A 23,964-nucleotide genomic window follows, 5' to 3' on the forward strand; every position below is an offset into this window, starting at 1 on the left:
TTTCGTTTTCGCAACTCATCGCTGTGAGTCGGCGGCTTTCTTCTTGAGTTCTGCTGTGTACTTCTGGGCGTCTTCGCCGGGGCCGTAGTTGAACACTTCCTCCGCGTCGACGCCTCTCTCCTCCCACTGCTTGCGCAGGGCGGCGACGTCGATGACGATGTCGCGGGTCGGAGGGTGTCCCGGCGGGACGTACTCGGTCTCGAGCTGGGTCGCGCAACCGGGGCAGTAGAACTCGAGGATCCGGCAGTATTCGGGGTCCGGGGAGAAGGTGTACTCGTATCGTTCGGGATCGATGATCGGCTGGTGGATCTCGCTCGGATCACGGTCGTACACCAGGCAGCCCGGCTTGTAGTTGTCGTTCGCGTCACCGATGTCGTGGCCGCAGCTGCGGCACATCCATCGTTCGGTGTCGAGATCGATGAGCAGGTACTCGGTCATGGGGACTCGCACAGTGGTTCCTTTAGGTCTCGGGTGAAGGTGGATCAGCGTTCGTCGGTGATGATGAGATCGCCGTTGCTGGTGACGGTGAATTCCCAGCCCGGGGTGACCCGTGCGGTGAAGAACGGGCCTTCGAGGATCGCCGGTCCGGCCGCCGTGGCTCCGGGGACCTGGTCCTCCAGGACGTAGACCGGGAGATCCCGGGTCTCATCGGCACTGACGCGGATGGTCCGGGTGCCGGTCGAGGTCGCCGCAGACGTGTCCACGCTGTCGTCGACCTCGAGGCTGGCGTGCGGGAGCACCTTCTTCACGTCGAGACAGAGCATGAGCTCGTGGCCGGAATCGGCGACTTCCTCACCGTGCTCGTAGGGACGGCTCGAGACGACCTCGCCGTTCTCGTCGTGCTCCTCGATGGTCCACTTCGTCTGGCACTCATCGAGGGTGTAGCCCTCCTGGAACATGTCCCGCTCGGCCCGGTGCAGCAGATCGTCGTGGTTCCGCTGCAGCCCCTCGGGGCCGTTCTCGGAGACGCTGATCTCGTAGGTCTTCCCGATGTCGGAGAACGAGATGCCGAAGGCGGAGAAAACGGCGGCCATCCGCGGTATCAGCACGCGTTTGACGCCGGCCTTCTCGGCGGCACCGCAGGCGCTCATCGGTCCCGCTCCACCGAATGCGGCGAGTGTCGTGTCGGGTCTCACCAGGTCACGGAAGGTCTCCGCCATGGTCTCGAGGTACGCGTCCTCCATCCGGAGCAGGGCCTCTTCGAGACTGATGCCCAGGGGTTCCGCGATCGTCTGGGTGATGACCGCGCGGCTCCGGGCGGCGTCGAGGTGCATCTGTCCGTTGAGGTAGGTCCCGGGATCGAGGATTCCGAGCAGTACCTTGACGTCGGTGATCGTGGCATCCTTGCCCCCCAGGCCGAAACAGGCCGGTCCCGGGGCGGCGCCGACGGAACGCGGGCCGACGACGATCTTCCCGTCACGGACGCTGATGATCGAGCTTCCTCCGACTCCGGAGCTGTGCACGCTCGACATCGGGAATGAGATCGTGGCTTCGCCGACCTGGCCGCGGCGTTGCGTGTCGATGGTGCATCCGTCGACGACACCGACATCCGTGGTGGTGCCACCGACGTCCATCATCAGGACGTGGTCGAGTTTGTAACTCCGGGCGAGGGCTGCCGTACCCTCGAGTCCTCCGCGCGGCCCGGATGAGTAGGTTCGTAGTGCGACCGACTTCGAGACGCGCGAGGACGCTCCATCGTTCCGGTAGACGAGGAGAGGGTTGGTCACCTTGTTCTCCCGGAGCCGCGACTGCGCCTGGTACAGGAATCGTTCCATGACGGGGTGGAGGAAGGTGTTGACCACGGATGACCACGCGCGCCGCGCGTCATTGGCGTCGTCGACGAACTCCCAGCTGCACAGAACCGGTACGGAACCGAGCAGCTGACGGGGGAAGTTGCGGAGGAGCAGATTCCTGACGGTTCGCTCCGACTCCGCGTCGCTTCCTACGACGACGAGCCGTGCGGCACCGTCGGTGGTGAGTTTGTTGACGGTCTGGACGAGGCTGAATTCGAGCTCGTCATCAGACAGGTTGAACGTCTCGACCCGGGTGCCGATCAGATCGGCGAAGAGTGTGGAGTGGTCGTCGTCCGACTGCATGGCGTCGATCACTGAGGGGTCCTCGACGAGCAACCCGATGGAAGGGCCCTTGCGTTCGACGAGGGCATTGGTCCCCTGTGTCGTGGAGTAGCGGATGTGGTCGGCCTCGTGGAGCAGGCGGACGAGATCCCGCTCGTCGTACAGGTTCGCGGACGCTTTGGCGATCCCCTCGAACAGGCACTCTGACAGGTCGAATGGCGTGGTCAGTGTCTTCGTGAATGAAAACTGATCCCCGTCCCATACGCAGACATCGGTCAGGGTTCCACCGTTATCGATGTTAATGAGGTGTTTCATGTGTCCTCCTCACGCGCCCTTTAACGAAGGCCGCGGCATTCCAGGAACTCAGGTGTTACTGGTACCAAAACTGTAACACCCTTTAAACCGTTTGGTGAGACAGGTCACATAAATTGATAATTTACCCATTGGGACGCAGGTCACACGAATTCACGGGGGTGACAGGGGGCAATTTCAACGGCCACCACCCCGTCGCCGAAACGGCGCCCATCGGACCCCGCGAGAAAAACCACTCCCCACGCACTCGCCGGAACACGCACCGAGCTGGCACTTCGCCGGAGAGATCACCGCAGGAGAGATGCGGGAGCGTCTGACCGACGTCGACCGGACCGCCGAACCGGACCCCCGGAGCGGCCCCGGTATCCGATTGGACGAAACTAGATTTGATCCACAAATATCGAAAAGAACTGACCGAAATGAATAATGCCCCCAATAGTGCACTTGGCTTGAAACCGTCCCGGAAAAAGAGGGACATATCAACGCCAATGAATTCACGAGGGAAAAAGACCCCTTTTACCGGAATTACGGAGTCCCGGTGAACAGATGAAATTCGACCGGCACACTCGAACGTTCCTCCGGAAAAACCGGACGGAATCAGGAACCGGATTCAGACGGGACAGGCACCGGTACCCGACGGTCGACCGTCAGGTCCGGACGGGCCTGACGGCCCGCCGATCCTCCAGGGTTTCCCTGCCCCGGAACCACGCCGTCGCCGCCAGCAGGCTCACCGCTCCACACGCGGCGAACGCCGCACGGTACCCGAACGCATCCGCCAGTGCCCCGACGATGACGGGTCCCGTGATCGCCCCGAGGTCCTGGGCCATCTGGAAGTTCGCGAGGACCTTCCCACCCGATCGGTGGTTGCCGATGATGTCCGCCAGCGTCGCCTGCTGCGACGGGAGGAACAACCCCGCACCGGCGCCCGCGCCGACGGACACCGCCAGCAGGGTCCACGGCACCGATGTCAGACCGATCGCCGCCGTGAACAGTCCGTTGACGACGAGTCCCGTGATGATCAGCGGCTTCCTGCCGATCCGGTCGGCGAGACGCCCCGAGACCTGGAGGGCGGAGGCGTTGCCGACGGCGAAGGCCGCCAGGGCGATCCCCGCCACCGCTCCCCCGGTGTGGAATGCGGCTGCGGCGAAAAGCGGGAGCAGCGCCACCCGGACACCGAGGTTCGCCCATCCGTTGGCGAACCCGCCGATCAGGGCGCTGCGGTAGGCCGAGTCCCGGATCGCCTCGGCGAACCGCATGGGAGGAGCGGACGAGTCATGGTCATACCCGTAGATCTTCGCGGCGCTGAGCTTCCACCACACGATGAAGGACGCGAGAAACAGCGCGGCGCCGTAGATGAGGAACGGGATCCGCATCCCCAGGACCGACAGGGCCGCCCCGATCACGGGTCCGATGATCGAGCCGGTGAGAAAGGCGGTGGCGTACACCGAGGAAGAGCGTCCGCGGATCTCCGGCGGGGAGATCCTGACGATCAGCCCCATGGCGGAGACGGTGAACATCGTCGAACCGATGCCTCCGATGGCCCTGAGCGCGACGATGTGCCAGTACTCCTGCGCGAAGGCGATCAGGCCGGTGGTCACCGCGACGGTGATGAGGCCGGTGAGGTAGACCCGGCGTGATCCGATGAGGTCGACGAGCCTTCCCGACACCGGGGCGAAGAAGAGCCTGGACCCGGCGAAGACGGAGACGACCAGGCCCGCGGCGGCCATGGACACCCCGAAGCTCCGGGCGAACTGCGGGAGGATCGGGGCGATGAGCCCGAATCCCACCGCGATCACGAATGCCGCCGAGACCAGTACCCAGATCTCCTGCGGGATGGGTGTCCTCACCGGCTGCCGGTCCTTCTTGTCTCGAGCCACGAGTTCAGGCTAACCCCGCACGCCGGTGGCGACACAGTCGGGCCCTCCCGACGACGGGACGGATCACCGTACGGATGCGTCGAACACATGTTCTATCGCCCCGGGGACGGTGTCCCCCTCAGGCCGTACATTCGGATCATGTTCACCACGAAGAAGACGAGCGCCATCTCCCACCGCCCCTCCGCCGTCCCCGGTGCGCACCTCACGGACTTCCGGAATGAAGGCCGGACCGGACCGTCCCCGGTGCCGGCGACCGGGTCACCGGGCTGGGCGGTACGCACCCGATTCGCCTCAGAACTGGCCGCGGTGCACTCGATGATGCGCCATCCCCGTTCCCTCGCACGTCCGTCCGCCACATGGCGCCCGCCGTCCGCCCTGATACCCGGATTCGCGGATCATCCCCGTATGAAGGTCACGCTGCAGCGGTATCTCGTGGGGCACGCGGTCCGCGCACGGCTGCTCGCGGAGGGGGTGCACCAGTCCCCTGCGTATCTGGTCACGCTGCGCCTGACCACCCCGACCGGGGTACGGATCGAACCGGCGCTGGCCGAGGCCTGGGCGGCCGCCATCGCGGGTCCGGGGAGCGGGGACTGTGTGTTCGAGTTGACGGACGAGCCGGCCCCCACCTTCTGCTGGCTCGTCGAGCGGTCGTTCCTGCCGATTCCCGCTCCGGATCAGTTCTTCAGCGGACACCCCTATGCGGCGTGAGCCCCCGGTTACGCCCCGGGAGCGTGGCTAGCGGTTCTGACCGTCGTCTTCGTCGCCGTCCAGGTCGAAGTCCTCGAGGTCATCCCCGTCCTCCTCGACGGACCAGTTCTCACCGAGGTCACCGAAGAGGGCGTCGTAGCCGTCAGCGGTGTTGGTGAGGTCCTCCTCCCACTCGGCGACGTGCTCGGCGATGAACGGCATCACCGTCAGCAGTCGGCTGAAGTCTGTGTAGGTCCCCAGCCCCATGGTCTGCTCCGGGAGAATCAGTCCCTCCGCGAGGAAACACGCGATGAGTTCCTCGATCACCTCGTCGTCCACCGGCGAGTCCACGCCATTGAGCTGATCGTCCAGGAGTGATTCGAGATCCGGATCGAATGTGGTGAGGGTGACGGTGGCCGTCGGCTCCCCGTCCACGATGTCTATCACGATGTCGAGCTCGGAATTGTCGGCCGCCGGGGAACGGACCGTGATCGGTTCCCCCTCGACGGCCGTGAACTGGAGGTCCCCGAACCGGCCGTCCGGATCCGTGACCAACTCATCGACCAGATCCACGATCGCGTCGGTCGCCATGTGATCGAGAACCGCGTCCACGGCCGCATCGACGGAGAAGACCGCTGAAACCAGCACCGCCTCGAACTCCTCCTCGTCAGCGTCCGGGATCACCTCACCGTCGCCGGTGTCGGGAGCCGCGGCGATGTAGATGTTCGCCGCCGGGAGCAGCTCATTGGTCACGTCGAACTGGATCTCGACCCCCGACGAGATGGGCACGAACAGGGTGTCGTCGTTGACGCGTGATTCGATGCCCTCGGCATCCAGGGCGGCGGCAAGATCCTCATAGAAACTCATGTCGTGGTGCACCCTTCCGGTGACTGGCGGTCGTGTCGGTGAGTTGGCGGGAACTCGGCTTATCCGGCACCCTCATCCAGGTGCAGGCACCGGGACACCTGACAGCCTAGTGCCGCGGCGCCCGGCGCGGTGGCGACCCCCGCCCGGCCCCCCACGGTGCCGGTCCGCACCACACTAGGAATCGAGTGCGGCGATCAGCTTTCGCTCACGGTCGGCCGGGTCCTGCCTGGGGCAGGACAGGCACTTTCCCGAGGTCGGTGAGCGGTAGATCATGCAGCATGAGGCTCTCCTGACGACGGTGTGCACGTCGTCGGGTTCCTCTTCAGCCACCACGGCGTCCATGTCCGTCGGGGTGACCGCACCGCCCGCGATGTCGAGGAAACGTGGGGCGGGGACCGTGACCCCCTCCGGTACAGCGGTCGCCAACCCGGAGACGAGACGCAGCGCGACCCGTACGCCGAGGTACGGATCGAAGGCCCCGTTGCCGGCCTCGACCGCGGCCTGTGCCAGGCCGTCCGCGGCCACCGCCCAGAGCGGGGCCGACCTGATGCCCGCGACGCGGGACAGCTCGGCGACCACCGGTCGGACGGACCTCGCGAACCCCTCACCGGCGGCATGGTGCGTCTCACCGGACCCCCCGGAGAATTCACCGGGGGTGAACCCCACCCAGTAACCCGCACCCGGTTCATCGCACCGGTCGGCCGGGTCGCGGAGGAAGAGCCTCCCCGTCGTGACGTCGAGATCAGGTACCCGGTCGTACTCGACCATCATCGTCACCGCGGGCCCCACGAGAGAGTTCACGGCGGAGAACCACCACAGTTGTCCGGCGTGCCTCGCATCGGTGACCCCGAAGATCTCCCCCGCGGCCGCCACCGCCCGCTCGATGACCACCGGCTCCGCGAGCTCGTCGACGCTGAGGTTGCGGCTGTGCTCCGCGGGTTCCAGCGCGGTCAGGAAACGGGGATACTCCGCGAGCAGTTGTCCGAACACGGGATCCATTCGTCATCTCCTCGGTCAGGGTCCTGTGCACACGAGTCTATCCGCCGGGTTCCCCGGAATCCTCAGACGAGGGGTCCTCATCCGGCGCGCTACCACGGATCTCGAGGATGTCCGGCCGCCCGGCGCCCCATTCCCTCATGTCGTAGTCGCGCCAGGCACGCCGGAGGTGGGCTCGGGGATCATAGACGACGGCGGACTCGGAGTCGAAGATCCGGGTGGCACGTCCGGGGCGTGTGTCTCCCGCGAGCCGGTACCGGGGCCAGCCCGATCCCGGAATCGAGTGGTGGATGAAATTTCCCCAGTACGCCTGCATCTCGGAGGTGACCACCCCGAGATCGTCGATCCCGCCGAACCGGGTCAGCGTGTGGGTGCGGGACTCCCGGTGGGCGGCGAACACCGCCGTCAACTCGAAAGAGTGCATGGCCCCCAGACCGATCCACCGGAGAGCGGCCGGCGCGTAGTCGAACCGGTACATCCAGGTGTTCGCGTACCGGGAGTGGTCCTCGGCGATGCGGAGCGACGGTGCCCAGAAGACGGCGTCGGTGAGCATACGAGCGAAGTCCGCCCGTTCGATGGCACCGTTGTACGCGTCCAGCAGCACCGCGGAGTTCGAGTGGTCGTAGGCGTCGAGCATGCGGGCGGCCGCCCGACTGCGTGCCGTCTGCCGGAGATAGAGGAGCTTGGTCACCGAGGCCTCGTCGTTGTTGGTGCCGATGAGCAACGGGACCCTGATCTGCCGTCCGGCGGCGAAGGCGTCGAGCGGGTGCTCCGGGAGCAGTTCGCCGTCCACCGTCGGGCCGTAACAGGAGTTGAGCTGCAGCACCTCCCGGGACCGCCACAGCATCGACTGCCCGGCGCGGACGAGATCCGCCGCTGATTCGAGCCTGAGGTCGCCGCAGGTGGTCCCCAGTGGGAGTGCCATCGCATCGACGAGCTGCTGCGCCCAGTACTCGGACTGCACCGGTGCGTGCAGTGTCGCCGCCGGAGCGGACTGGGCGATCGCCTTGTGGAAGAGACCCTCGGCGGAGGGTACGCACATCAGGGTGGTGACCGCGGCACCGCCCGCGGACTCCCCCATGAGCGTGACGTTGTCCGGGTCACCTCCGAATGCGCGGATGTTGCCGCGGACCCAGTGGAGGGCGAGCAGCTGGTCGCGGACCGCGGGATTGGCCACACAGTCGTCACCGCCGAGGCTCCGCAGATCAAGGTATCCCAGTACACCGAGACGGAAGTTGACGGACACGTACACGACATTGAGATTGCGGACGAAGTTGTAGCCCCGGAGCATCGTCTCGTGCGATGAGCCGACGATGAATGATCCACCGTGGAGGTAGACGACCACGGGCAGATCGTCGTCATCGCTGTCCGGTCGGACGATGTCGAGATTGAGGCAGTCCTCGCCTCCGCGAACCGAATCCTTGTAGGAGTACACGGGCTGGGGCGCGACGGTGCCGAATTCACCGCAGTCCCGCACACCTGTCCACGGTTCGGGTGCCGAGGGTGCGCGCCAGCGGTTCGGACCGGAGGTGTCGGCGCCGTAGGGTACGCCACGCCAGGTCCGGATCCCGGAGACGAGTGTGCCACGGATGAGGCCGGCTGTGGTGACTGTGATATCGTCCATTGCCCTACACCGTAGTGACCTCCGCAGGGCACCGGAGAATCCGAGCCCCGGCAGTTGGTTCCATCGCGGCGTGAAACCGCGGGGACCCGCCGGGGAACGACTTTCTCTCCCGACCGGGAGACGGTCACCGGTCCGGTGGGGGACACCGGTGCTGCACCGCACCACCGGTGTCAGCCGCGCACCGGTCCCCGGGCGCATCTACGATGTAGCGCAGTACCGTCGCCGGGAATCTGGCGCACCCCGGCGAGCTCTCTCCCGGGGCCACCCACGAGAACGAGAAATGAGTGAGTGCACCCATGGGTCTCTTTGACGGACTCTTCGGAGATGACAGGAACGACCGGCGCGACGGGCGCCCGATCACCGATGCCGTCGGTTCCGATCCGAAGGCACTCGAGGGCCGCACGGGGGCGACCGGCCGGATGCTGATCTCCGGTCTGGACAAGGCCGTGCACATCCAGGCGGGGACGATCGCGAAATACGTGGACTGGATGCGGGCCAAGAACCCGGAACTCAGCCCCCGGGAACTGCAGAAGGCCATCGACAAGCACTTCTCCGTGCTGGCGACGGGCTCCGGAGGCGCGGCGGGCATCGCCGCGGCTGTCCCCGGAATCGGTCTGGTCACCGGAGCCGCGGCCATCGGTGTCGAATCCCTGGTTTTCCTGGATCTCGCGGCGTTCTACACCATGGCCTCCGCGAAACTGCGCGGTGTGGACATCCACGACCCGGAGCGGCGCCGTGCGCTGATCCTGGTCGCTCTCACCGGGTCTTCCGGAACGGCCATCGTCGATGCGGCGGTGGGCGATCTCTCCGCGGGTGTCGGCAGCCGCTCGGTCGCCACGACCCTGTCCAGTTTCTCCGGAGCGAAACTGACGACGGTGAACAACCGCATGGTCAATGTCGCGGTGAAGACGATGGGCAAGAAGTTCCGGCGCGCCTGGTTCGGGAAGATCCTTCCGCTGGGCATCGGAGCGATCGCCGGTTCCTACGCCAACCACCGCCTCGCGGACAAGGTCGTGTCGAACGTGGGCGAGTCACTCGGTGGGCTGCCCGCGGAGTTCTCCACACCGCTGCCGAAGGATGTCCCGGAGGACATCGACGTCCCGGCGGAGATCGCCCGCGACATCGCGGAGGCGAACACCGATTCGGACGGAGACCGGTAGATCCTCCCCTCCCCCGTTGACGGGTCGCCCGGGGCGCCGCCCCCGCTGTACACGCCCCCGATCGGCTAACCCTGTCAGTCCTTCTGGAATGATCTGGAGCAGACGTCTCTAATCGGGGAAAGAGGTGGGGATGACGGTCGCCGATCGGACAGGAGACACCGGGCCCGGTATCCGGAGCTCCCTCATCCGACTGCTCCGGGCCGCGGCCCGGCGGAGGGTGCCCGCGCTGTCCGCACTGTCGGCGACGGTGCTGGTGACGCTGTTCGAGACCGCGGCACCGCTGCTCACCCGCGACGCCGTCGACATCGCGCTCGGTCTGCACGCCGGGAACACGGTGACCCGGTTGTTCCCGGGCTTCTCCCCGCTGACCGCGGTCGTCGCCGCCCTCTGCGCGGTCGCGGTCCTCCGCTTCCTCTTCCAGTTCATCCGCCGGTTCACCGCCGGTGTCGTCTCACTGGACACCCAGCAGCGTCTCCGGGTCCAACTGCTCGACTCCCTGCAGCGCCTGGACGGACCGGGGCAGGATGCACTCCGGACGGGTCAGGTGGTCAGCCGTTCCATCTCGGACATCAACACGGTGCAGGGCATCCTGGCGATCTTCCCCCTGACCGTCGGGAACATGCTGAAGCTCACCCTGACCACGGTGGTGATGCTCTGGTTGTCGCCGTTGCTCGCGACCGTCGCGCTGGCGACGCTGCCGATCATCGTGTTCCTCGGCGCCAGAGGGAGGAAGAGCCTCTTCGCCTCCACGTGGTCGGCCCAGCAGAAGGCCGCGGACCTGGCCACCCGGGTCGAGGAGACCGTCACCGGGGTGCGGGTGGTCAAGGCGTTCGCCCAGGAGGAGAACGAGATCACCCGGATGGAGTCCGCCGGACGCGAGCTCTACTCCCACCGCATGCGCGCCGCCCGAATCAACGCCAGGTTCCAGCCCGCGCTCGACCAGTTGCCGATGCTCGCCCTGGTCGTCAACATCGCCGTCGGCGGGTGGCTGGCGCTGCACGGCAGCATCACCGTGGGCACGTTCGTGGCCTTCTCCACCTATCTGACCACGCTCACCACGGTCGCCCGGGTTCTCGCCGCGACGATGGTCCGGCTGCAGATGGGGGCCAGCTCGATCCAGCGCGTCTTCGAGGTGATCGATCTCCGTCCCTCGACGGACACTCCCCGCGAAGGCACAGGTTCCGGTGTCCCACCGGGGCCGGTGGGGATCCGACTCGACGGGGTGAGCTTCGCCGAGGGCGACCGTCAGATCCTGTCCGGGATGTCCCTGGAGGTCCCCGCGGGATCCACGGTGGCGCTCGTGGGACCACCGGGTTCCGGCAAGACGATGCTCGTCCAGTTGCTCGGACGTTTCTACGCCCCCGACTCGGGGCGGATCCTGCTCACCGGTGCCGACGGCGACGAGACGGATTTCGCCGAGGTGTCGACGGCCGCTCTCCGCGGCGTGGTCATCTGCGCCTTCGACGAGACGTTCCTCTACTCCGCGACGGTCCGGGAGAACATCGCGGTGGGCGCCCGTGGCCGGGACGTCGACGACGATGCGGTCCACGCCGCGGCACGGGTGGCACAGGCCCACGACTTCATCATGGATCTCGAGCACGGTTACGACACCCCCGTGGGAGAGAAGGGCCTGACGCTCTCCGGTGGTCAGCGCCAACGGATCGCGCTCGCCCGTGCACTCCTGGCCGATCCTCGCGTCCTCGTGCTCGACGACGCCGCCTCTGCGGTCGATGCGGTCACCGAAGCCGCCATCTACCGCGCACTGAAACAGCACCACCCGGACATCACGGTGCTGACCATCGCACACCGGCAGTCCACCCTGGAGCTCGCCGACCGCGCCGCCCTCATCGTCGACGGCCGGGTGGTGGATGAGGGAACTCTGGGTGAGATGCGCCGCAGCCCCCGATTCGCCCGACTCATGGATCTCTCCCTCCGGGACCGTGGCGTCCGCGCCGGTGACCGGGTCGACCCAGTGCACGGCCGCTACGGGGACGTTGAACCGACGGACGCGGAGCTCTGGCCGGAGGTCGCACCGGAACCAGGGCTGCGGTGGAACCCGAGCCCCGGAATCAGCCGGGCGGTGCCGGTCGCCGGCGGACGCGGCCGCGGGGTAGGGGCTGTACCCCCCAGCCCCGGACTTCTGGCTCAGGTCGACGCCCTACCCCCGGCGACCGAGGACCCCGGAATCGATGCCGGGGCGGCTCGGGCCGATTCGGGTGACTTCTCGCTCCGGACACTGTTCCGGCAGGTCCGCGGCCTCACCGCGGCGGTGATCGTGCTCCTGCTCGTCGGTGTCGCCACCGACCTGGCGTTCCCGAGCCTGGTCCGGGTGGCGATCGACAACGGAGTCACCGGGACAGACAGTCGGGTGCTGTGGTGGGCGGCTGCCGCCGGCGCGGCGGTCGTCCTGATCGCCTGGTCCGCCGCGGTTCTCCGCACCGTCCTCACGGCACGGACCGGGGAAAGGCTGCTGTTCGGCCTGCGACTCCGTTCCTACGCCCACCTGCAACGGCTCAGCCTCTCCTACTTCGAGTCGACCATGTCCGGGCGCATCATGACGCGGATGACGACCGACATCGACGCCCTGAGTTCCTTCCTGCAGACCGGCCTGGCGCAGTCCGTCGTCGCGGTCGGGACACTGTTCGGCATCGCCGGAGTCCTGCTGGCCACCGACGTGACCCTCGCACTGTGGGCGTTCTGGGCGGTGCCCGTGATCCTCGTCGCCACCATCGTGTTCCGGAGAATCTCCAGGAGTCTGTACACCCGGGCACGCGAACAGGTCAGCGCGGTCAATGCGGACTTCCAGGAGTCCGTCTCGGGCCTGCGCACGGTCCAGATGCACCGGACCGAGGCCCTGCGTCTGGAGAGATTCAGCGAAAAGGTCGAGGCCTACCGACGCACCCGGATCCGCGCCCAGACCGCTGTGGCCCTCTACTTTCCGGGGATCGCGTTCATCTCCGAGCTGTCGCAGGCACTCGTGCTGGGGGTCGGGGCCGGAATGGTCATGGAGGGCCGGATCACCGCAGGTGTCCTCGTGGCCTTCACCATGTACCTCGGCCAGTTGTTCAGTCCGATCCAGCAGCTGAGCCAGATCTTCGACGGCTACCAGCAGGCGTCGGTGGGGTTGTCCCGGATCACCGATCTCCTGGCGACGGAGACGCAGGTACCGGACCGGGGGACGCGGGAGGGTGCGGACCGCGCGGCGCGGGGACCGGTGTCGGTCGACGAGGTCGATTTCTCCTACTCCGGGACGAACGGGCGGGTCGTCACCGAAGGCCTGGATCTCCGCCTGGAACCGGGAACCAGGGTCGCCGTCGTCGGACCGACCGGCGCCGGGAAATCGACGCTGATCAAACTGCTCGCCCGGTTCTACGATCCGGTCAGCGGTTCCGTGCGGGCCTCCGGAACGGACATCCGCGAGTTCCCGCTGGACGACTGGCGCCACCAGATCGGGCTCGTCCCCCAGGAGCCCCACCTGTTCACCGGGACGGTCGCCGACAACATCTCCTACGGGAGGCCCGGGGCGGGCCGTTCCGCCATCACCGCCGCCGCCCGGCGGGTGGGCGCACTGGCCGCGATCTCCCGTATCCCCGGGGGATTCAACCATCTCGTCGGGGAACGGGGGCGGGGGCTGAGCTCGGGGCAACGACAGCTGATAGCCCTGGCACGGGCAGAGCTCGTCGAACCCACGCTCCTGCTCCTGGACGAGGCGACCGCGACACTCGATCCCGCGACGGAGACAGCGGTGCTCACCGCCGCAGAACGCGTGACCGGCGGCCGGACCTCGGTCGTCGTCGCGCACCGGTTGGCCACGGCCGCACGGGCCGACCGGATCCTCGTGCTCGACCGGGGGCGGGTCGTCGAAGACGGCACGCACGCGGGATTGATCGAGGCCGACACCCGCTACCGGGCGATGTGGAACGCCCACACGCGGGTCGACACGGGTGACGGCGGGCGCGTTCCCCCGCCACCCGCCGTCGGAAACCGGTAACGTGAGCGCGGTGTGGTGTCCGTATTGATGTGTCCCCGATCCCACCACGGCACGAGACTGCACGATCCCACGCCGCCACGATGCGACAGAACGGGGTCTCGGCAACTAGCCTGTAGTTGACGACTACAGTGAATAAACTGACGTAGGTTAACCAAGGAAATGAGGCGAGCACCTGCCGTGAGCAGCGCTAGTACTTTCGGCCAGAACCAGTGGCTGGTAGACGAGATGTTCCAGCAGTTCCAGGAGGACCCCGGGTCCGTCGACAAGGAATGGCGGGACTATTTCGAGACACAAGGTGCACCTTCAGGCACCCCCGAAAAGACCCCCGCTGCCGCTGTGCGGAAGCCCGCCGAACCCGTTTCCGGGAAAGACGCCAAGGCTGACGTGAAGAGCGCGGCTTCCTCCCGTCCCACCGCCCCTGAAAAGGGGATCGGCATAAAGGCGAAGAAGGAGAACCCCGAAACGCCCGCAGCCAAGGCCCGCGACCACGCGCCGAAGCGCGAGGGCGACTCCGCACGCCGGCAGGACGCCGCGACCGAGCGATTCGCGAAGTCTCCCCTGAGCCGCATCGGGGAACTCCCCGATGCGGGCAAGAGCCAGTTGACGGGTATCGCGAAGGCGATCGCGAAGAACATGGACCTCTCCCTCGAGGTCCCGACCGCCACCTCCGTGCGGGACATGCCCGCCCGCCTGATGTTCGAGAACCGCGCGATGGTCAACGACCAGCTGCGCCGAACCCGCGGCGGGAAGATCTCCTTCACCCACATCATCGGCTACGCCATGGTCAAGGCGACCATGGCGCACCCGGCGATGAACAACTCCTACGATGTCATCGACGGCAAACCGACCATGGTGGTCCACGACCACATCAACCTCGGTCTCGCGATCGACCTCCCGCAGAAGGACGGTTCCCGGGCACTCGTCGTCGCGGCCATCCGCGAGTGCGAGAACCTCTCGTTCTCCGAGTTCGTCGACGCGTACGAGGACATCGTCTCGCGCGGCCGCAAGGGGAAGCTGACCGGCAAGGACTACTCCGGGGTCACGATCACCCTGACGAACCCGGGCGGCATCGGCACCCGGCATTCGGTGCCCCGTCTGACCAAGGGCCAGGGCGCGATCATCGGCGTCGGCTCGATGGACTACCCGGCTGAGTTCGCCGGTGCCTCCGAGGACCGCCTCGCCGAGCTCGGCGTCGGCAAGCTGGTCACCATCACCTCCACCTACGACCACCGCATCATCCAGGGTGCGGAGTCCGGCGAGTTCCTGCGCACGATGAGCCAGCTGCTCACCGACGACGCCTTCTGGGACCACATCTTCGACTGCATGCAGGTCCCCTACACGCCGATGCGCTGGCGCCAGGACATCCCGAACACCGGGGTGGACAAGAACACCCGCGTCATGCAGCTCATCGAGGCCTACCGCTCACGCGGCCACCTCATCGCGGACACCAACCCGCTGCACTGGACCCAGCCCGGAGTTCCGATCCCGGATCACCGCGATCTCGACATCGCGACCCACGGCCTGACGCTGTGGGACCTGGACCGCAAGTTCTCCGTCGGTGGTTTCGCCGGCCGCGAGCAGATGACCCTCCGCGAGGTCCTGACGACCCTGCGCCGGGCGTACACGCTGAAGGTCGGTTCCGAGTACACCCACATCCTCGACCGCGACGAGCGGACCTGGCTGCAGGACCGGCTCGAGGCGGGCATCGACAAGCCCACCGGAGCTGAGCAGAAGTACATCCTGCAGAAGCTCAACGCCGCCGAGGCCTTCGAGAACTTCCTGCAGACCAAGTACGTCGGCCAGAAGCGCTTCTCCCTCGAGGGCGCCGAGAGCCTCATCCCCCTCATGGACGCGTGCATCGACACCGCCGCGGGCCAGGGCCTCGACGAGGTCGTCATCGGCATGCCGCACCGCGGTCGCCTCAACGTCCTGGCCAACATCGTCGGCAAGCCCCTGCACAACCTGTTCAACGAGTTCGAGGGCAACTTCGACCCGGCACAGGCCGGCGGCTCCGGTGACGTGAAGTACCACCTCGGCGCCGAGGGGCAGCACCTGCAGATGTTCGGTGACGGCGAGATCAAGGTCTCCCTGACCGCGAACCCCTCCCATCTCGAAGCCGTCAACCCGGTCATGGAGGGCATCGCCCGCGCCAAGCAGGACATCCTGGACAAGGGCGAGGACGGCTACTCCGTCGTCCCGCTGCTGCTGCACGGCGACGCCGCCTTCGCCGGCCTCGGCATCGTCCCCGAGACGATCAACCTCGCCCAGCTGCGCGGATACACCGTCGGCGGCACCATCCACATCGTGGTGAACAACCAGATCGGCTTCACCACCACCCCGGATTCCGCCCGCTCGATGCACTACGCCACCGACATCGCCAAGGGCTTCGGCTGCCCCGTGTTCCACGTCAACGGCGATGATCCCGAGGCCGTCGTGTGGGTCGGACGGCTCGCGACCGAGTACCGCCGCCGCTTCGGCAAGGACGTCTTCATCGACCTCGTCTGCTACCGCCGCCGCGGCCACAACGAGGCCGACGACCCGTCGATGACCCAGCCGCAGATGTACGAGATCATCGACAACCGGGACACCGTCCGCACCCGCTACACCAACGACCTCCTCGGTCGTGGCGACCTGTCCTCCGAGGACGCCGAGGCCGTCATCCGCGACTTCCACGACCAGATGGAGTCCGTGTTCAACGAGGTCAAACAGGCGGGGAAGAAGCAGGCCTCCGCACAGGAGGGGATCACGAGCTCGCAGAAGCTCCCCCACGGCCTGGACACATCCATCTCCAAGGCCGATCTCGTGGAGATCGGTGAGGCCTACGCCAGAACCCCCGAGGGCTTCACCATCCACCCGCGCGTCCAGCCGGTGGCGAAGAAGCGTGTCGAGAGCGTCCACGAGGGTGGCATCGACTGGGGTTGGGGCGAGCTCATCGCCTTCTCATCCCTGGCGAACTCGGGCAAGGTCGTCCGCCTCGCCGGTGAGGATTCCCGCCGCGGTACCTTCACCCAGCGGCACGCCGTCCTGGTCGATCCGAAGACCTCCGACGACTTCAACCCGCTCAATGAGCTGGCCCAGTCGAAGGGCGACGGCAAGTTCCTCGTCTACAACTCCGCGCTGACCGAGTACGCCGGCATGGGCTTCGAGTACGGCTACTCCGTGGGCAACCCGGACGCGGTCGTCGCCTGGGAGGCGCAGTTCGGTGACTTCGCCAACGGTGCCCAGACCATCATCGACGAGTACGTCTCCTCCGGTGAGGCCAAGTGGGGCCAGACGTCCGGTGTCATCCTGCTCCTGCCGCACGGCTACGAGGGCATGGGCCCGGACCACTCCTCCGCCCGGATCGAGCGCTACCTGCAGCTGTGCGCCGAGGGCTCCATGACCGTCGCCCAGCCGTCGACGCCGGCGAACCACTTCCACCTGCTGCGCCGCCACGCGCTCAGTGAACTGCACAGGCCGCTGGTCGTGTTCACCCCGAAGTCGATGCTGCGCATGAAGGACGCCGCCAGCCCCGTCGAGGACTTCACCGAGGTGACCAAGTTCCGCTCGGTGATCAACGACCCGCGTCTGGTCGACCGCGACAACAACGTCATCGGCGACGTGGACGAGGTCACCACGATCCTGCTGGTCTCCGGAAAGCTCTACTACGAGCTGGAGAAGCGCCGGAAGAAGGACGGCCGCGAGGACGTCGCGATCGTCCGACTGGAGATGTACCACCCGATCCCGCACAACCGGCTCAAGGAAGCCTTCGCGTTCTACCCGAACGCCACGGAAGTCCGGTTCTGCCAGGATGAGCCCGCCAACCAGGGCGCATGGCCCTTCCTGGCGCTCAACCTGCCGGAACGCATCCCGGAGATGCCGCCGCTGAAGAGGATCTCGCGTCGTGCGCAGTCCTCCACCTCGACGGGCGTCTCGAAGGTCCACCAGTTCGAGCAGCAGCAGCTGATCGACGCGGCGTTCGCCCCGGACGCCTGATTCCGAGGCATCGTTCCCCGTAGCTCCGGGGACGTGGAAAGGCCCCTCCACCGGAAAATCGGTGGAGGGGCCTTTTTCCGCGTCTCGGACATCGGGTGCGGTGCGAAACCGGGCCGCTCCCGTCACATCAGGTGGCTACAGGCCCTCCGCTCGCAGATACGGCACGACGGCCGCCGAGACGGAATTGGACTCCAGGGCGTTCTGTGTCAGTTCCCGGATGTCGGCGGTCGATATGGTTCCGCCCACGGAGTTCAGGATGAGCCGGTCGCGTCGGTCGAGCATCGGCTTCCGGTACACCGGAACGATGTTCTGCGGGAGCTCCGGGCCGTCGTAACCCTCACAGCCGAGGGCGTTGGAGGGGTCGGTGGCCATCATGTTCCCCGGAAGCGAGCCGACCAGAGCCGAGTACACCTTCTCCCGCCACTCGCCTGAGTTCCTGTCGATCTCGCCGTTCTCCAGCGCCGCCGTGTACTCGCGGGACAGCTCCTCCGCGGCCACTGGATTGAGCTGGTGGAGCAGCTCACCGGTGCAGCCGACGACGAGATCGGCCTTCCGCTCATTGAGCCGCTCGATGCGCTGGTTGTCGTTCGAGGCCGTCTCCAGGGTGAGGTAGGCGTCCCGGTCGTGCGCGCGCAGTGTCCGCTGGTACATCTCGCCGAGGATCCGCTGCTCGATGGACGAGGAGTTGACCGAAATCTGCACCGGGCGGAACTCCGACTCCACGGGAGGGCCCGCCGGTTCGGGTGCGCACGCAGCCAGGACGGGTACGCAGATCACCGTGGCGAGGAACAACCTTGACAGCGTCCTCGGTGACGGTGGCGTTTCCTCTGGCGTCATGAGTTCTCCTGGCTCGTCCGGTGTACGCGCGGTGTTCCCGGCCCGACGTTCCGGGAACACCGTCTGGTTCTCCAGTGACACTCTACTTCGCCCGGCCTCGGGCGCGCGGGAACGCCCGATGACCCGGCGATGGTGTACCTGCGGAGGAACTCGGTACACTCACTGCTGATCCTCGTCCGAAAGATTCCGGGGTCCCGGCTCCTCCGGTCGGAATCCACCTGTACCGCAGAAGGAGCGTCACCGCCCGATGCCCAGTATCCGACGTGTACTCAAGCCGCGGACCTCCCCCGCCGACAAGATCACGCCCTCTCCGATGGGGCCGGATGCACCTGTTGAAGAGGCCATCGAGCGCTGCACCGTCTACGTCGACGGCGCCGATGACGGGCAGCCGCACACCTACCGCAGCGCCCTTGAGCATGTCCGCAGGGAGGGCCGCGGATGGGTCTGGCTCGGTCTCCTCGAACCCAACGAACGTCAGATGATGGAGATCGCCGAGGCATTCAACATCCACGAGCTCATCGTCGAGGATGCGGTCAACGCGCACCAGCGCCCGAAGGTCGAGCGCTACGACCAGCAGCTGTTCATGGTCGTTCGGTCGGTCATGTTCAAGGAGCACGAGTCCGTCAACGACGCCTCGGAGATCATCGAGACCGGGGAGATCCAGATGATCCTCGGGCCCGACTTCATCATCACCGTCCGGCACGGCAAACCCTCCAACATCAAGGGACTGCGCAAGCGCGTCGAGGAGGACCCGGAACAGACCGCCCTCGGACCGGCCTCCGTCGCGTGGATGATCATGGACACGGCGGTCGACGAGTACGTGCGGATCGGCGGTGAGCTCGCCGCCGATGTCGACGAGCTCGAGGCCGAGGTGTTCACCCCGAACGAACGCTTCGACATCCAGACGATCTACATGCTCAAGCGGGAGATCCTGGAGATGCGGCACTCCATCGATCCGCTCGCCGCCGCCCTCCGGCTGCTGCTGGAGCGCAACGGGGACATGCTCCCCGGCGAACTCGTCCGGTACTTCCGTGACGTTCTCGACCATGAGCTGCTCGCGGTCGACAGCGTGCGGGGTCTCGATGAGCGGCTGTCCGCCCTGATCGACGCGGGCGTCGCGAAGATCACCCTGCAGGAGAACGACGACATGCGGAAGATCTCCTCCGTCGCCATCATGGCGGCCGTGCCCACGGTCATCGCCGGCATCTACGGCATGAACTTCGAGTTCATGCCGGAACTCGGGTTGAGGTACGGCTACTACATGGCGCTCCTGCTGATGGTCGGCTCGGTGCTGTTCCTGTGGTGGCTGCTGCGCCGCAAGAACTGGTTCTGAGCCGCCCCGGCAGCGGATTTCCGCGTACCGGCCCGTCTAGTGGCCGGGCTGGCGCCTTTCCCCCAGGTTCGCGCGCGCGATCTCGTCCCGGGCACGTCGCGCGTGTTCCGGTGTGCAGAGAACGTCGTAGCGTCCGGCCACGATCTGCGTGGTCGTCGCGAAGTCCCGACGGCCCTTCGACGCCGCGTACGGCACCGCCGCCGCGATCAGCCCGAAGATCACCCCCATGACGATGCCGTAGATCATCGGTGCCAGGAAACTCTCGCTGAACAGGCTCATCAGGATGCCGACGAAGAGCCCCATCCAGGCACCCGACGCGGCACCCGCCGCCAGAACCCGCCCCCAGGTCAACCGGCCGACGACCCGTTCGACCTCCATGAGGTTCACGCCGACGATCGTGAGCTCGTTGACCGGGAAGTCACCGCGGTCGCTGAGCATGTCGACGGCGGCCTGCGCGGAGGCGTAGTCCCCGAAACTGCCGACGGGCCAGCCCTCCGGACGTAGGCGTTCCCCCGGCTGGTTCCGCGCCTGGGGGGTTCCGAACGGTGTCATGCTCACGATCTCCTCCTGAGGTTCGGTGGGACAGGTCCACCACCGGGGATTCCGGAGGGCTCTCCTCCACTCCGTAGAACGGTCCGACCGGGTGGAATGTTCCCGGGCGGACGGCACAGTAAAGTGGATCTCCATGAGCCCTATCACCCGTGTGTACGCAGGACGTCTCTCCGGCATGGTCGTGCGTGGTCCCGACACCGACGTCATCGGTCGCGTCCGCGACATCGTCATCGCGGTCAGACCCAACGGGCAGACGTCCCGGGCACTCGGCCTCGTGGTGGAGATGCTGAACAAGCGGCGGATCTTCCTCCCGATGCTCCGGATCGCGGAGATCGAACCGCAGGAGATCATGCTCGCCACCGGTTCGGTGTCCCTGCGGGCGTTCCAGTCGAGAACCGGTGAGCTCACCATCATGACGGACATCGTCGGCTCGAAGGTCCAGGTGGATGACCCGGAGCTCGACCATCTCCACGGCAGGGCCCTCGAGATCGCCGATGTCGAACTGGAGCGCACCCGCACCCGCGACTGGGTGATCTCGCGCGTCGCGGTGTACCACGAGAAGCCGAAGTTCGGGCGACGCCCGAAACTGGATGTGGTGCCCTGGACACACGTCCACGGTATCTCCGCAGGCGGCACCGGTGACCCGGACGCGACCGCGGAGATGATCGCCCAGTTCGACGACATGCGCCCGGCGGACATCGCGACCCAGCTGTACACGCTTCCCGCCCAGCAGCGGGAACAGATCGCCGTCGAGCTCGACGACGAACGGCTCGCCGATGTCATGCAGGAGCTGCCCGAGGACCGGCAGGCGGAACTCCTCGACGCCCTCGACTTCGAGCGGGCCGCCGACGTTCTCGAGGAGATGGACCCCGACGATGCGGCGGACCTGCTCGGTGAGCTGCCGGACGCCAAGGCCGCGGCCCTGCTGGAGGAGATGAACCCGGAGGAGTCCGCGCCGGTCCGCCGGTTGATGAGCTTCTCCCCCGACACGGTGGGCGCCCTGATGACGCCGGAGCCGCTGGTGCTGACGCCCCAGACGACCGTCGCCGAGGCGCTCGCTTTCGCACGCGACCCGGAACTGCCCACGTCCCTGTCATCGATGGTGTTCGTCGTCCGTCCGCCGACGGCCACTCCGACCGGGAAGTACCTCGGATGCGTCCATCTGCAGCGGCTTCTGCGCGAGCCACCCGGATCACTGATCGGCGGCTGCCTCGACCCCGATCTGCCGCCGCTGTACGCGGACGACGACCAGGAGACGGCCGCGCGCTACTTCGCGACCTACAACCTCGTGTGCGGTCCCGTACTCGACCCCGACAAACACCTCCTCGGAGCCGTCGCCGTCGATGACCTCCTGGACCACATGCTCCCCGATGACTGGCGTGAGCGCGGTCTCCGCCCCGATCCTGAACTGGGTGGCAGGCGACCTCTGCTGCAGCCCGGATCGCGGTAACCGGGTGAGCACCCGGAACATCAACCCCGCCCGACATTTCCAGCTCATCATGAAGGAGCCCACCCGTGGCTGATTACCAGCGCAGCGATCTCGACACCCCGGTAGCCGGCCAGCGCCGGAAGCTCATCAACATCGACGGCGACTCGGTGGGCGCGTTCGCGGAGAAGGTCGCCCGGTTCTTCGGCACCGGCGAATACCTGTTCTGGCAGACCGTTTTCGTCATCATCTGGATCGCGCTCAACGTCGGCGCCTGGAGATTCAGCTGGGATCCCTATCCGTTCATCCTCCTCAACCTCGCGTTCTCGACCCAGGCCGCCTACGCGGCGCCCCTCATCCTCCTCGCCCAGAACCGGCAGGAGGACCGGGACCGAGTGGTCATCGCCGAGGACCGACGACGAAGTGAACAGACAAAGGCCGACACGGAGTTCCTCGCCCGCGAGCTGGCCGGTGTCCGGATCGCCGTCGGCGAGACGGTGACCCGTGACTATCTCCGCCGTGAGCTCGAGGAGCTGACGGATCTCCTCGAGCGCCTCGAGGCCAAGATCGACGATGAATCGGCGGCGCGGCAGGCGCGGGAGCATCTGGAGCACGGGGAGCGGGACGGGAAGGACCTCCTCGCGGAACCGACCATGGGCGAGATCAACGACCGCGACGACGACAACCGGTGACCTCGACGGGGCGGTGAGACGACCGGTCCACCGGATGCCCCGCACGGCGTTGCGGGGTGGCGGCGCGCTAGGATCGTCTGGTGATGACTACCGTGACTGAACCCGAAGTCCGCGCCGCACTCGCCCGGGTGATCGACCCGGAGATCGGGCGCCCGATCACCGAGCTCGGTATGGTGAAATCCATCGCCATCGACGGCTCGTCCGTGCAGGTCGAGATCTATCTGACCATCGCCGGTTGCCCGATGAAGTCGACACTGACGGAGAACTCCAGGGCGGCTGTCGCGGAGGTGGACGGTGTCACCGACGTCACCGTCACCACCGACGTGATGAGCGACGAGCAACGCCGCGAACTGCGCACGAGCCTGAGGGGAAACGCCACCGAGGTGGTCAACCCCTTCGCGCAGCCCGGGTGCACGACCCGCATCTACGCCGTAGCCAGTGGCAAGGGTGGTGTCGGCAAGTCCTCCATGACGGTGAACCTCGCGGTGGCGCTCGCCGCCCGGGGACTGTCCGTGGGTGTGCTGGACGCCGACATCTACGGCCACTCGATCCCGCACATGCTCGGATCGGACGAGCGACCGCACCAGGTCGACGACATGATCATGCCGCCCATGGCCCACGGTGTGAAGATGATCTCCATCGGCCATTTCGTGGAGGGCAACTCCCCCGTCGTCTGGCGCGGCCCCATGCTGCACCGGGCGATCACCCAGTTCCTCACCGACGTGTTCTGGGGAGATCTGGATGTGCTCCTCCTCGATCTCCCACCCGGCACCGGCGATGTCGCGATCTCCGTCGCCCAGCTGGTCCCCAACGCGGAACTGCTCATCGTGACCACGCCGCAGGCGGCCGCGGCCGAGGTAGCCGAGCGGGCCGGATCGATCAGTCAGCAGACCCGGCAGCGCATCGCCGGAGTCATCGAGAACATGGGGGCCATGGTTATGCCCGACGGTTCCACCGTCGACGTGTTCGGTGCCGGAGGCGGACAGACGGTGGCGGACCGGCTGTCCATCCTGACGGGAACCGAGATCGATCTCCTCGGTGAGGTTCCCCTCGATCCGGCGCTCCGCGCCGGTGGTGACGTCGGGGTCCCCGTGGTCATCGCCCACCCCGAGTCGCCGACGTCCGCGGCGATCGGGGAGATCGCGGACAAAATCGTTGTCCGGCGAGAGTCGCTGGCCGGGAAATCCCTGAATCTGGGGGTCGCGGACAAAACGCGGTGAACGGCGTGACGGGGACGCAGAACAGTCCCCCGGGAGCCAGGTGACATCCGGGGGACTGTGCTGCGTCCGGGCGGTGTCCGGCCGGTGCCGGACACCGCCCTAGGTGACGTCCGACCAGTCGGCGCCACCGGACGGGTCAGGCACCGACTGGTCGGCGGACCGGGGGGTGTACGCGCCTCCGTCTGACGGCCGATCGACTCGGACGGTCTCTTCGGCGGCCTGCCTGACGGTGGTGCCCTGTTCCGCGGCCCGCTGCCTGTGTGCCCGTCCCGCGGTGTCGCCGGACATGATCTTCTTCGGGTCGAAGACGTCGAGGAGGCTGTCGTCGCCGTCGAAGAGA

16 protein-coding genes and 1 pseudogene are annotated in these 23,964 nt (G+C 66.9%); 8 read left to right on the forward strand and 9 right to left on the reverse strand.

Going from position 1 to position 23,964, the window contains the following annotated elements:
- Nucleotides 1-15 precede the first annotated feature (15 nt).
- The 3 genes from KRX55_RS05070 to KRX55_RS05080 all read right to left on the reverse strand — a co-directional run bounded on the left by KRX55_RS05070 (nt 16) and on the right by KRX55_RS05080 (nt 4,264).
- Nucleotides 16-450 (reverse strand): acetone carboxylase subunit gamma, encoded by a 435-nt coding sequence (locus KRX55_RS05070; RefSeq protein WP_218406698.1) that lies wholly within the window; start codon nt 448-450, stop codon nt 16-18.
- Nucleotides 451-482: 32 nt separating this feature from the next.
- On the reverse strand, nt 483-2,390 hold the full coding sequence (locus tag KRX55_RS05075) for a hydantoinase/oxoprolinase family protein (RefSeq protein ID WP_218406699.1): 1,908 nt from the start codon (nt 2,388-2,390) through the stop codon (nt 483-485).
- Between the two features lie 644 nt (nt 2,391-3,034).
- Entirely contained in the window at nt 3,035-4,264 is a 1,230-nt protein-coding gene (locus tag KRX55_RS05080) for an MFS transporter (RefSeq protein ID WP_218406700.1), read from the reverse strand.
- 138 nt (nt 4,265-4,402) lie between these two features.
- Between KRX55_RS05080 and KRX55_RS05085 the strand changes: the two genes are divergently transcribed.
- Nucleotides 4,403-4,972, forward strand: a complete 570-nt coding sequence (locus KRX55_RS05085; RefSeq protein ID WP_218406701.1) for a hypothetical protein — start codon at nt 4,403-4,405, stop codon at nt 4,970-4,972.
- 27 nt (nt 4,973-4,999) lie between these two features.
- On the opposite strand, the gene KRX55_RS05090 is transcribed toward KRX55_RS05085, so the two are convergent.
- From KRX55_RS05090 to KRX55_RS05100, 3 genes are all read right to left on the reverse strand, one after another.
- Nucleotides 5,000-5,818 (reverse strand): hypothetical protein, encoded by an 819-nt coding sequence (locus KRX55_RS05090; RefSeq protein WP_218406702.1) that lies wholly within the window; start codon nt 5,816-5,818, stop codon nt 5,000-5,002.
- A gap of 174 nt (nt 5,819-5,992) precedes the next feature.
- Nucleotides 5,993-6,817 carry a (2Fe-2S)-binding protein gene (locus KRX55_RS05095; protein ID WP_218406703.1) on the reverse strand — a complete coding sequence of 275 codons (825 nt, stop codon included), beginning with the start codon at nt 6,815-6,817 and terminating at the stop codon, nt 5,993-5,995.
- Between the two features lie 37 nt (nt 6,818-6,854).
- Nucleotides 6,855-8,438, reverse strand: a complete 1,584-nt coding sequence (locus KRX55_RS05100; RefSeq protein ID WP_218406704.1) for a carboxylesterase/lipase family protein — start codon at nt 8,436-8,438, stop codon at nt 6,855-6,857.
- Between the two features lie 296 nt (nt 8,439-8,734).
- On the opposite strand from KRX55_RS05100, the gene KRX55_RS05105 reads away from it, so the two are divergent.
- The 3 genes from KRX55_RS05105 (at nt 8,735) to KRX55_RS05115 (ending at nt 17,564) form a co-directional block, all read left to right on the forward strand.
- Nucleotides 8,735-9,598, forward strand: a complete 864-nt coding sequence (locus KRX55_RS05105; RefSeq protein WP_218406705.1) for a hypothetical protein — start codon at nt 8,735-8,737, stop codon at nt 9,596-9,598.
- 130 nt (nt 9,599-9,728) lie between these two features.
- Nucleotides 9,729-13,589 carry an ABC transporter ATP-binding protein gene (locus KRX55_RS05110; RefSeq protein ID WP_218406706.1) on the forward strand — a complete coding sequence of 1,287 codons (3,861 nt, stop codon included), beginning with the start codon at nt 9,729-9,731 and terminating at the stop codon, nt 13,587-13,589.
- 177 nt (nt 13,590-13,766) lie between these two features.
- A complete protein-coding gene (locus KRX55_RS05115) occupies nt 13,767-17,564 on the forward strand; it encodes a multifunctional oxoglutarate decarboxylase/oxoglutarate dehydrogenase thiamine pyrophosphate-binding subunit/dihydrolipoyllysine-residue succinyltransferase subunit (RefSeq protein WP_218406707.1) in 3,798 nt (1,265 codons plus the stop codon).
- Between the two features lie 135 nt (nt 17,565-17,699).
- On the opposite strand, the gene KRX55_RS05120 is transcribed toward KRX55_RS05115, so the two are convergent.
- Entirely contained in the window at nt 17,700-18,401 is a 702-nt protein-coding gene (locus KRX55_RS05120) for a hypothetical protein (protein WP_218406708.1), read from the reverse strand.
- Nucleotides 18,402-18,648: 247 nt separating this feature from the next.
- Here KRX55_RS05120 and KRX55_RS05125 point away from each other — a divergent pair, with 247 nt between their 5' ends.
- Nucleotides 18,649-19,734, forward strand: coding sequence for a magnesium and cobalt transport protein CorA (locus KRX55_RS05125; protein ID WP_218406709.1), 1,086 nt, complete (start codon nt 18,649-18,651; stop codon nt 19,732-19,734).
- A gap of 36 nt (nt 19,735-19,770) precedes the next feature.
- Here the strand turns inward: KRX55_RS05125 and KRX55_RS05130 are convergent, their stop codons facing one another.
- Complete coding sequence (locus KRX55_RS05130; RefSeq protein ID WP_218406710.1) at nt 19,771-20,286, reverse strand: general stress protein; 516 nt, start codon at nt 20,284-20,286, stop codon at nt 19,771-19,773.
- A 133-nt stretch (nt 20,287-20,419) separates the two neighbouring features.
- On the opposite strand from KRX55_RS05130, the gene KRX55_RS05135 reads away from it, so the two are divergent.
- From KRX55_RS05135 to KRX55_RS05145, 3 genes are all read left to right on the forward strand, one after another.
- Entirely contained in the window at nt 20,420-21,736 is a 1,317-nt protein-coding gene (locus KRX55_RS05135) for a magnesium transporter MgtE N-terminal domain-containing protein (RefSeq protein WP_218406711.1), read from the forward strand.
- A 65-nt stretch (nt 21,737-21,801) separates the two neighbouring features.
- Nucleotides 21,802-22,404: a DUF1003 domain-containing protein gene (locus KRX55_RS05140; protein ID WP_218406712.1), complete on the forward strand. Its 603-nt coding sequence runs from the start codon at nt 21,802-21,804 to the stop codon at nt 22,402-22,404.
- Nucleotides 22,405-22,487: 83 nt separating this feature from the next.
- Nucleotides 22,488-23,624, forward strand: a complete 1,137-nt coding sequence (locus KRX55_RS05145) for an Mrp/NBP35 family ATP-binding protein (RefSeq protein ID WP_218406713.1) — start codon at nt 22,488-22,490, stop codon at nt 23,622-23,624.
- Between the two features lie 99 nt (nt 23,625-23,723).
- On the opposite strand, the pseudogene tatB reads toward KRX55_RS05145, so the two are convergent.
- Nucleotides 23,724-23,964, reverse strand: a pseudogene (gene tatB, locus KRX55_RS12030) (twin-arginine translocase subunit TatB); the annotation flags it as partial.

It is taken from the genome of Corynebacterium sp. TAE3-ERU16 (assembly GCF_019209935.1).
GTDB classification, from domain to species: Bacteria; Actinomycetota; Actinomycetes; order Mycobacteriales; family Mycobacteriaceae; genus Corynebacterium; species Corynebacterium antarcticum.

Bases quoted from the DNA above. Each gene is read 5' to 3' on its own strand.
- KRX55_RS05075 (WP_218406699.1), bottom strand. From the start codon at position 2,390: ATGAAACACCTCATTAACATCGATAACGGTGGAACCCTGACCGATGTC.
- KRX55_RS05085 (WP_218406701.1), top strand. From the start codon at position 4,403: ATGTTCACCACGAAGAAGACGAGCGCCATCTCCCACCGCCCCTCCGCC.
- KRX55_RS05090 (WP_218406702.1), bottom strand. From the start codon at position 5,818: ATGAGTTTCTATGAGGATCTTGCCGCCGCCCTGGATGCCGAGGGCATC.
- KRX55_RS05095 (WP_218406703.1), bottom strand. From the start codon at position 6,817: ATGGATCCCGTGTTCGGACAACTGCTCGCGGAGTATCCCCGTTTCCTG.
- KRX55_RS05100 (WP_218406704.1), bottom strand. From the start codon at position 8,438: ATGGACGATATCACAGTCACCACAGCCGGCCTCATCCGTGGCACACTC.
- KRX55_RS05105 (WP_218406705.1), top strand. From the start codon at position 8,735: ATGGGTCTCTTTGACGGACTCTTCGGAGATGACAGGAACGACCGGCGC.
- KRX55_RS05110 (WP_218406706.1), top strand. From the start codon at position 9,729: ATGACGGTCGCCGATCGGACAGGAGACACCGGGCCCGGTATCCGGAGC.
- KRX55_RS05120 (WP_218406708.1), bottom strand. From the start codon at position 18,401: ATGACGCCAGAGGAAACGCCACCGTCACCGAGGACGCTGTCAAGGTTG.
- KRX55_RS05125 (WP_218406709.1), top strand. From the start codon at position 18,649: ATGCCCAGTATCCGACGTGTACTCAAGCCGCGGACCTCCCCCGCCGAC.
- KRX55_RS05130 (WP_218406710.1), bottom strand. From the start codon at position 20,286: ATGACACCGTTCGGAACCCCCCAGGCGCGGAACCAGCCGGGGGAACGC.
- KRX55_RS05135 (WP_218406711.1), top strand. From the start codon at position 20,420: ATGAGCCCTATCACCCGTGTGTACGCAGGACGTCTCTCCGGCATGGTC.
- KRX55_RS05145 (WP_218406713.1), top strand. From the start codon at position 22,488: ATGACTACCGTGACTGAACCCGAAGTCCGCGCCGCACTCGCCCGGGTG.